Origin of the sequence: Oceanicaulis sp. UBA2681 (assembly GCF_002354675.1) — a bacterium.
Lineage (GTDB): Bacteria > Pseudomonadota > Alphaproteobacteria > Caulobacterales > Maricaulaceae > Oceanicaulis > Oceanicaulis alexandrii.
Genome location: NZ_DEMB01000008.1, coordinates 75,722 through 84,032, shown reverse-complemented (window position 1 = coordinate 84,032; position 8,311 = coordinate 75,722). Strand labels below are relative to the sequence as shown.

General features: G+C 61.3%; 9 protein-coding genes. 3 read left to right on the top strand and 6 right to left on the bottom strand.

The genetic code is table 11. The features are described from left to right. The 6 genes from nuoF to B3M53_RS05555 form a co-directional block, all read right to left on the bottom strand. On the bottom strand, positions 1 to 983 hold a 983-nt coding region (gene nuoF, locus B3M53_RS05580; protein ID WP_286799801.1), incomplete at its 3' end, for an NADH-quinone oxidoreductase subunit NuoF. A 3-nt stretch (positions 984 to 986) separates the two neighbouring features. Then, positions 987 to 2,027, bottom strand: coding sequence for an NADH-quinone oxidoreductase subunit NuoE (nuoE, locus tag B3M53_RS05575; RefSeq protein WP_286799800.1), 1,041 nt, complete (start codon positions 2,025 to 2,027; stop codon positions 987 to 989). Next, positions 2,024 to 3,214, bottom strand: a complete 1,191-nt coding sequence (locus B3M53_RS05570) for an NADH-quinone oxidoreductase subunit D (RefSeq protein ID WP_022699591.1) — start codon at positions 3,212 to 3,214, stop codon at positions 2,024 to 2,026. The genes nuoE and B3M53_RS05570 overlap by 4 nt, the downstream gene beginning before the upstream one ends. Positions 3,215 to 3,219: 5 nt before the next feature. Next, positions 3,220 to 3,834 (bottom strand): NADH-quinone oxidoreductase subunit C, encoded by a 615-nt coding sequence (locus tag B3M53_RS05565; protein ID WP_286799798.1) that lies wholly within the window; start codon positions 3,832 to 3,834, stop codon positions 3,220 to 3,222. Between the two features lie 24 nt (positions 3,835 to 3,858). Next, positions 3,859 to 4,422 carry a NuoB/complex I 20 kDa subunit family protein gene (locus B3M53_RS05560; protein WP_022699593.1) on the bottom strand — a complete coding sequence of 188 codons (564 nt, stop codon included), beginning with the start codon at positions 4,420 to 4,422 and terminating at the stop codon, positions 3,859 to 3,861. Positions 4,423 to 4,427: 5 nt separating this feature from the next. Next, positions 4,428 to 4,793 (bottom strand): NADH-quinone oxidoreductase subunit A, encoded by a 366-nt coding sequence (locus tag B3M53_RS05555; RefSeq protein WP_160091630.1) that lies wholly within the window; start codon positions 4,791 to 4,793, stop codon positions 4,428 to 4,430. 332 nt (positions 4,794 to 5,125) lie between these two features. On the opposite strand from B3M53_RS05555, the gene B3M53_RS05550 reads away from it, so the two are divergent. From B3M53_RS05550 to B3M53_RS05540, 3 genes are all read left to right on the top strand, one after another. Then, positions 5,126 to 6,598 carry an efflux RND transporter periplasmic adaptor subunit gene (locus tag B3M53_RS05550; RefSeq protein WP_286799796.1) on the top strand — a complete coding sequence of 491 codons (1,473 nt, stop codon included), beginning with the start codon at positions 5,126 to 5,128 and terminating at the stop codon, positions 6,596 to 6,598. After that, positions 6,595 to 7,278, top strand: coding sequence for an ABC transporter ATP-binding protein (locus B3M53_RS05545; RefSeq protein WP_273147426.1), 684 nt, complete (start codon positions 6,595 to 6,597; stop codon positions 7,276 to 7,278). The genes B3M53_RS05550 and B3M53_RS05545 overlap by 4 nt, the downstream gene beginning before the upstream one ends. Next, a partial coding sequence (locus B3M53_RS05540) for an ABC transporter permease (protein WP_286799794.1) occupies positions 7,275 to 8,311 on the top strand: 1,037 nt, incomplete at its 3' end. The genes B3M53_RS05545 and B3M53_RS05540, both read left to right, overlap by 4 nt.

The window sequence follows — 8,311 nt, the reverse complement described above, 5'->3', positions numbered from 1 at the left end:
TTGTCCATCACGATCACCGCCGCCGTGCCCAGACCCGATTTGTGCTCTTTCAGAGCATCGAAATCCATCAGCACGTCGTCGCAGATCTCTTTCGGCAGCAATGGCACGGACGAACCGCCCGGAATGACCGCCTTGAGATTGTCCCAGCCGCCGCGCACGCCGCCGCAATGGGTCTCGATCAGGGTCTTGAGCGGGATGCTCATCACCTCTTCGACATTACACGGCGCGTTCACATGGCCCGAGATCGAGAACACCTTGGTGCCGGCGTTGCCCTCGCGACCAAAGCCTGCAAACCATTCTGCGCCGCGGCGCAGAATGGTCGGGGCGACGGCGATGGATTCCACGTTGTTCACGGTGGTCGGCGCGCCATACAGGCCCGCATTCGCCGGGAAAGGCGGCTTCAGACGCGGCTGGCCCTTCTTGCCTTCGAGGCTTTCGAGCAGCGCGGTTTCCTCGCCGCAGATATACGCGCCGGCGCCGTGGTGGATATAGAGATCGAAATCCCAGCCATGGACATTGTCCTTGCCGATCAGCTTGGCGTCATACGCCTCCTTGATGGCGGCTTCCATCCGGCCCAGCTCGAACTGGTATTCACCGCGGATATAGATGTAGCAAGCGTGCGCCTGCATGGCGAAAGACGCGATCAGGCAGCCCTCGATCAGGGTCTGGGGATCATTGCGCATGATCTCCCGGTCCTTACAGGTGCCCGGTTCGGATTCGTCTGCGTTCACGACCAGATAGTGCGGGCGAGCCCCCACTTCCTTGGGCATGAACGACCATTTCAGACCGGTCGGGAAGCCCGCGCCGCCGCGGCCGCGCAGACCGGACTTCTTCATCTCGTCGATGATCCAGTCCCGGCCCTGATCCAGAATGTCCTTGGTGGCGTTCCAGTGACCGCGTTGCTTCGCGCCTTCAAGGCGCCAGTCATGGCGGCCATAGAGGTTGGTGAAGATCCGGTCTTGATCCTGCAATAGCTGGGTCATGGATTACCCTTCCGCCTTGCCGGCCAGGGCTTTCGCCTGGTCGATCCAGTTATCGCGCTCGATCCGGCCGCGCAGCTTCAGCGCCGCATCGACCCAGACCGCTTCTTCAGCGCTCCAGCTTGCGATCTGGCTGTAATGATAAACGCCGATTTCGTTCAGCGAGGTTTCCAGCTTCGGTCCGAGACCGGTCAGCTTTTTGAGATCGTCGGCCTTGCCGCTCGGCTTTTTCAGGAGCTTGGGCTCCTTGCCGGCGCCAGCGTCCGCTGCAGCGCCTTTCGGTGCAGGCGATTTCGCCTTCGCCTTGGGCTTGGCCTTGGTCTCGGCTGATTTTTCCTGCGGCTTGGCGGGTTCCGCCTTGCGCACGTCAGCGTCGGTCGCGCCCTTGGTGTTGGGCAGCTTGACCTTTTTGGCGCGCGAGCCGTCATACAGGCTCTCATCAACCAGGGTCAGCGTGGTCGCCTGGGTCGGCTCAGAGCAAGAGCGCCCCGAGATCGGGCCCGCCTTGACCTCTTTGCCGGCGCGCAGATCATCAAGCATCTGCTCGAGCGCATCCGCCGTCAGGTCTTCGTAATAGAGATCGCCTTCGGTGTTGGAGATCTGGACCATCGGCGCATTGGCGCAGGCGCCCAGGCACTCGACTTCTTCCCAGGCCAGAAGGCCGTCCGAAGAGACGTATTCGCGCCCCTTCTTGCCAATCTTCTTCTCGCACACCGCCTTGAGGTCATCCGCCCCGCGCAGCCAGCACGGGGTCGTGCCGCACACCTGGATCAGGTGTTTGCCGGTCTGGGCGAGATTGAACATGGTGTAGAAGGTCGCCACTTCATAGACGCGGATATACGGCATGCCGCAGCGTTCCGCGATCTCGCGCATGGCGGGTTCTGACACCCAATTGTCCTGCTTTTGCGCGATCCAGAGCAGCGGAATGACCGCTGACGCCTTGCGCTCTTCAGGGTATTTGGCGAGCCAGAACTGGACCTTGGCTTCGCTCTTCTCATTGAAGACGAAGCTGTCGGGTTGCTCGGCGGCGATGCGACGCGCGCTCATCGGTCAATCTCCCCGAACACGATGTCGAGTGAGCCCAGGATCGCGGAGACGTCCGCGAGCATGTGGCCCTTATTGAGGTAATCCATGGCCTGAAGGTGCGCGAAACCAGGCGCGCGAATTTTCAGGCGATAGGGTTTGTTGGTGCCGTCGCCGATCAGGTAAACGCCGAACTCGCCCTTGGGCGCTTCAACGCAGGCATAAGCCTGACCTTCGGGAACATGCACGCCTTCGGTGTAGAGTTTGAAGTGCTGGATCAGCGCTTCCATGGACCGCTTCATCTCGGCGCGACGCGGCGGCGCGAACTTGGAATCCACCGGCAGCACATCGCCCTGGTTCTCCTCGCGGGAGAGCCAGTCGCAGCACTGCTTCATGATCTTCATGGATTCCCGCATCTCTTCCATGCGGCACAGATAGCGGTCGTAATTGTCGCCGTTCTTGCCCAGCGGAATCTGGAATTCCAGCTCGTCATAGACCTCATAGGGCTGCGAGCGGCGCAGATCCCAGGCCATGCCCGAACCGCGCACCATGACGCCGGAGAAGCCCCATTCGAGTGCATCCTGCTTGGACACCACGCCGATATCGACATTGCGCGCCTTGAAGATGCGGTTCTCGGTCAGAAGGGTCTCGAGATCGTCCACATGCTGGGTGAACTGGTCACACCAGGCGTCGATATCGTCAATCAGCTCTTGCGGCAGATCCTGGTGAACGCCGCCCGGACGGAAATAATGAGCGTGCAAGCGTGCGCCGGAGGCGCGCTCGTAAAAGCCCATCAGCTTCTCGCGCTCTTCAAAGCCCCACAGCGGCGGGGTCAGCGCGCCCACATCCATCGCCTGCGTGGTGACGTTCAGCAAATGGTTCAGGATACGGCCGATTTCAGAATACAAGACGCGCACATAAGAGGCGCGCTTGGGCACGGGAATGCCCGCGAGCTTCTCGATCGCCAGGCAGAAGGCGTGCTCCTGGTTCATCGGCGCCACATAGTCGAGGCGGTCGAAATAGCCGATGCCCTGAAGGTAGGTCTTGTGCTCCAGCAGCTTTTCCGTGCCGCGGTGCAGAAGGCCGATATGCGGGTCCACGCGCTCGACCACTTCGCCATCCAGCTCCAGCACCATGCGCAGCACGCCGTGTGCGGCGGGGTGAACCGGACCAAAGTTGATCGTGAAATTGCGGATGTCGGTTTCAGCCATGACGTTTACGCCTTCCCTTCCGCTTTCTCATCGCCGGGCAGCACGTATTTCGCGCCTTCCCAAGGGCTGAGGAAGTCAAAGTCACGGTAATCCTGAACCAGCTCGACGGGTTCGTAGACCACGCGCTTCTGCTCGTCGTCATAAACGACCTGGTTGAAGCCCGAGAGCGGGAAGTCCTTGCGCAGCGGATGACCATGGAAACCATAATCGGTCAGGATGCGGCGCAGGTCGGCGTGGTGGTCAAACAGGATGCCATACATGTCGAAGGCTTCGCGTTCATTCCAGTTCGCCGCCGGAAACAGCTCGACGACAGAATCGACCGCTGTGTCTTCATCCGTGCTCAGCACAACGCGAATGCGCTGGTTCAGATGCATGCTCAGAAGGTGATAGACCACGTCAAACCGATCCGCGCGAGACGGCCAGTCAACGCCGCAGATATCGATCAGCGTCGTGAAGCGGCACAGGGCGTCGTCACGCAGGAAACGCAAAACCTTCACCACGCGGTCGCGGTGAATGGTCAGCGTCAATTCCTCATGGGCGACATCCACACTGCGGACATCGTCGCTAAGCGCCGCAGAGATATGCGCGCCCAGTTCTGTCAGCGTTTCGGTCTTGCTCATAAGAGCGTCTCCTGGACAGGCGCCTTAGCGCTCAATCGAGCCTTCGCGGCGAATTTTCTTCTGAAGCTGCAAGATGCCGTACACAAGCGCCTCAGCGGTCGGCGGGCAGCCCGGCACATAGATGTCGACCGGCACGATGCGGTCACAGCCGCGCACCACAGAATACGAATAGTGGTAATAGCCGCCGCCATTGGCGCAGCTGCCCATGGAGATGACATAGCGCGGCTCGGGCATCTGGTCGTAGACCTTGCGCAAAGCCGGAGCCATCTTGTTGGTCAGGGTGCCCGCGACAATCATCACGTCGGACTGGCGGGGCGAGCCGCGCGGCGCGGCGCCCAGACGTTCCACGTCATAGCGCGGCATGGAGGCTTGCATCATCTCCACTGCGCAACAGGCGAGACCAAAGGTCATCCACATCAGCGAGCCGGTGCGCGCCCAGGTGATGAGGTCGTCGGCGCGCGCTACAAGAAAGCCCTTGTCGGCCAGCTGATCGCTGACGCCGTCAAAGAACGGATCGTGCTTTTGCGGGTCGTAATGCGGCGTCTTGGCCGTCGCGGCGGCGCCCGCCGGAACAATCAGGTCAGACATGAGCCCTACTCCCAGTCCAGCGCGCCTTTGCGCCACTCATAAAGAAAGCCAACCGTGAGAACCCCCAGGAAGACCATCATCGACCAGAAGGCCGTGATGCTGCCGTCGAAGATCGGGAACAACCAGGGGAAGAGGAAGGCGACTTCCAGGTCGAAGATGATGAACAGGATCGCCACCAGATAGAAGCGCACGTCGAATTTCATCCGCGCGTCGTCAAAGGCGTTGAAGCCGCATTCATACGTGGAGACTTTTTCCGGATCCGGATCAGACGGCGCCAGCACGAAAGCAGCGAGAATGAACACCAGGCCTAGCCCAGCGGCTATGCCCAGAAAGATCAGGATCGGCAGATATTCCAACAGGAGCGCGTTCATGAGAGGTCGCACCTTCCCCGCATCAAGATGGCCAGTGGGCCGAAGCATCACAGCTGTTCATTCGGTCAGATAAATCCAAACAAACGCTTGCACAGTGAGTCCCCGGCCGCGGTTGAGGCGGAAGCTAGTCCGGTGACTGCCCGCTCGCAAGCCGAAAGCACTGTCCAAATGCGGTCTAATATGGGGAAAAGACGACAATAATTGCGAATGCTTCTCAGTTACCGAACTAATCCTTTCAAGTGTTTCATTTTCTGCAACAGATCCAGCCATGATACGCCGTACGTATGGGCATGATGACGCAACAGCGTCCACATTCGGCCAGGTGCATCTACGTGAAACGCATTTTACTCGCAGGCGGAGCGATTCTCGCCGCCGCAGCATTGACTTGGTTCCTCTTTTTTCGCGGCGGCGCCGCCGCGACCGGTGACCTGCTCATAGAAACCTCGCCCGTTGAGGCGCGCGACATCTCGCGAATCGTTTCCTCCTCAGGCGCCATTGCGCCCCTGATCACCGTTGAGGTGGGTTCACAGCTGTCCGGTCAGGTGCTTGAGCTGCACGCTGACTTCAATGACCAGGTCTCTTCAGGCGATCTCCTGGCGCGCATCGATCCGCAGACCTTCCAGACACGCGTCGAGGAAGCTCAGGCCACGTTGCAAGTCGCGAGCGCCCAGGTCTCTGTGGCGGAGGCCAATCTGGAACGCGCGCGGGTGGATCTTGAAATCTCTCAACGCAATTTCGATCGGGCGCAGGAGCTGGTTCAGCGCGGCACCTATTCTGCGGCGCAATATGACGCTGCGGAATCAGAGCTGGCTGCGGCCAATGCGGCGCTATTGGTGGCCCAGGCCAATTTGCGGAACTCCCGCGCCAGCGAACAGCAACGCCGCGCTTCGCTTGAAAGTGCAGAAGTGGATCTGGAGCGCACTTTCATCCGCTCCCCCATCGAGGGCGTGGTGATCGACCGCCAAATTGATGAAGGCCAGACCGTGGCCGCGTCCTTTAACGCGCCCGTGTTGTTCCTGATAGCGCAGGACCTGTCGCGCATTCAGATCGAAGCGGAAATCGATGAAGCTGATATTGGTCAGATTGATGAGGGCCAGACCGTCAGTTTTGATGTGGACGCTTATCCTGACCGGGAATTTGCCGGTGAAGTCACCCAGGTGCGCCTCGCCGCCACCAATGAAGGCAACGTGGTAACCTATACGGTGGTGATCCAGGCGGACAATCCGGGCCAGCGCTTGCTGCCAGGCATGACGGCGAATGTGTCCATTGTGACGGGCCAGGTTGAAGATGCGCTCTCCGTGCCGAACGCAGCGCTTCGCTTCGCCCCGCGCGGCGCGGCGGAAAGCCTGGTCGTCGCCGCTGAAGACCAGGCGGACGGCGGCCAACGCGGCGGGCGCGGCGGCGCCGGCATGATTGACCGTCTGGCTGAAGAGCTTGAACTGACCGATGAACAACGCAGCGAAGCCGAACGCGCCTTGCGTGAAACCTTCCAGCAAATCCGCGCCCAGTTCCAGAACCCTGCCCCCGGTGGCGCGCGCCCAAATCCGCAAGCGCTGATCCGGCGCGCCTTGTCTGACATTCTGACCACAGAACAATTGGCGCGATATGACCAGATGAGCCAGGAGCGCTCGCGCCAACGCGATCAGGTGCGCCGCGGCTCGATCTGGATTGAAACCGCCGAGGGCCGCCTTCAGGAACGCCAGGTCGGCATCGGTCTTTCTGACGGGCAGTACACCCAGATCCTCGGCCCTTCGATCACCGAGACGGATCGCGTGGTGACGCGCGTGCGCGAGACGAACGGATGACCGAGCCTCTCATTCAGGCGCGCGAACTCACGCGGGTCTATACGCTGGGCGGCAGTGACGTTTACGCGCTCGCCGGGGTGGATTGCGACATCGATGCGGGCGAATACGTCGCCATCATGGGACCGTCCGGCTCTGGCAAATCCACCTTCATGAATATGGTGGGGGCGCTTGACCGGCCCAGCTCGGGCGAGCTCGTGATCGCCGGCGAAGCCCTGTCGGGCATGACGCCGGACGAACTCGCTGATTTTCGCAATCGCAAGGTCGGCTTTGTCTTCCAGCAGTTCAACCTGCTGCCGCGCACCACGGCGCTGGACAATGTCGCCCTGCCCCTGCTGTATCGCGGCATGCCGCCGAAACAGCGTCAGGAACGCGCCGCCGAATGCCTGACCATGGTCGGATTGGGCGACCGAATGGATCACCACCCCTCCCAACTCTCTGGCGGTCAGCAGCAACGTGTCGCCATTGCGCGCGCCCTGGCGGGCAAACCCTCGATTCTGCTGGCGGATGAACCGACAGGCGCCCTCGACAGCCAGACCACGATTGAAGTGCTGGATATTCTCGACCAGCTCAATGCCGAGGGCATCACGATCGTGCTGGTCACGCACGAAAACGAAGTGGGCTCTCGCGCCAGACGCCGGATCTGGTTCCGGGACGGCCTGATCGTGGAGGACGACCGATGAACATGATGGCGGCGATTGGAGTTGCGCTGACAGCCTTGCGCGTCAACGCCCTGCGCAGCTTCCTGGCCATTCTGGGCGTGATTTTCGGGGTCATGGCCGTGATCACGACCGTCTCGCTGGCCGATGGCGCCAGCCAGGCCGTGCAGGACCAGATTTCCTCTCTGGGTTCGAACTCGCTCAACATTCGCGCCGGGTCCAATAATCGCGGCGGACGGCGTGGCGGCGCCGGCAGCGGCACGCCCTTTTCCTCTGATGATGTCGACGCCATGCGCAATCAGGTGGACGTGGTCGTGGCGGCCTCCGGCACGATCGACGGAGCCGTCACCGCCGTCGTGGACGGTGTGAACTGGCCGACGCAAATCACGGGGGTTCATCCCGATTATCTCGAAATCCGCGACTGGACGGTCTCTGACGGCCGCATGTTCTCCGTAGTCGATGTGGACCGCAGTTCCCGCGTCGCGGTTCTGGGTCAGACCGTGGCGGATGAACTCTTCCCCTCAGGCGGCGCTATCGGCGCTTCGGTCCGGCTCAACAGCCAGCCGTTTGAAATCATCGGCATCCTGTCCGAGCGGGGCCAGTCGAGCTTTGGCCAGGACCAGGACGACATCATCATGGCGCCCATCTCCACCGTGCGCTCGCGCGTGGTGGGCTATTCGCGCGCTGGCGTGCGGGATCCGGTCCAGCGGGTCTGGGTGAAGATCGCCGCGGGCGAGGACATGGATTACGCGACGGAAGAGCTGGAGAATTTCCTGCGCGTCTTGCGCGGCATTGATCCGGGAGAAGACGACGATTTTCAGGTCCGTAACTTCGCCGAGTTCATCACCGCCTTCCGCGCCACTGAAACCGTCATGGGATTGCTGCTAGCTGTGGCGGGTTTGATCACCCTGATCGTCGGCGGCATCGGCATCATGAACGTGATGCTGGTCTCGGTGACCGAACGCACGCGTGAAATCGGCCTGCGTCTCGCCATCGGCGCGCGCCGGGCGGACATCCGCAATCAGTTCCTGATTGAATCGGTCGTGCTGTGTTCGGT

Coding starts and splice junctions, on each gene's coding strand:
- B3M53_RS05545 (WP_273147426.1), top strand. CDS start 6,595: ATGACCGAGCCTCTCATTCAGGCGCGCGAACTCACGCGGGTCTATACG.
- B3M53_RS05565 (WP_286799798.1), bottom strand. CDS start 3,834: ATGAGCAAGACCGAAACGCTGACAGAACTGGGCGCGCATATCTCTGCG.
- nuoE (WP_286799800.1), bottom strand. CDS start 2,027: ATGAGCGCGCGTCGCATCGCCGCCGAGCAACCCGACAGCTTCGTCTTC.
- B3M53_RS05560 (WP_022699593.1), bottom strand. CDS start 4,422: ATGTCTGACCTGATTGTTCCGGCGGGCGCCGCCGCGACGGCCAAGACG.
- B3M53_RS05555 (WP_160091630.1), bottom strand. CDS start 4,793: ATGAACGCGCTCCTGTTGGAATATCTGCCGATCCTGATCTTTCTGGGC.
- B3M53_RS05570 (WP_022699591.1), bottom strand. CDS start 3,214: ATGGCTGAAACCGACATCCGCAATTTCACGATCAACTTTGGTCCGGTT.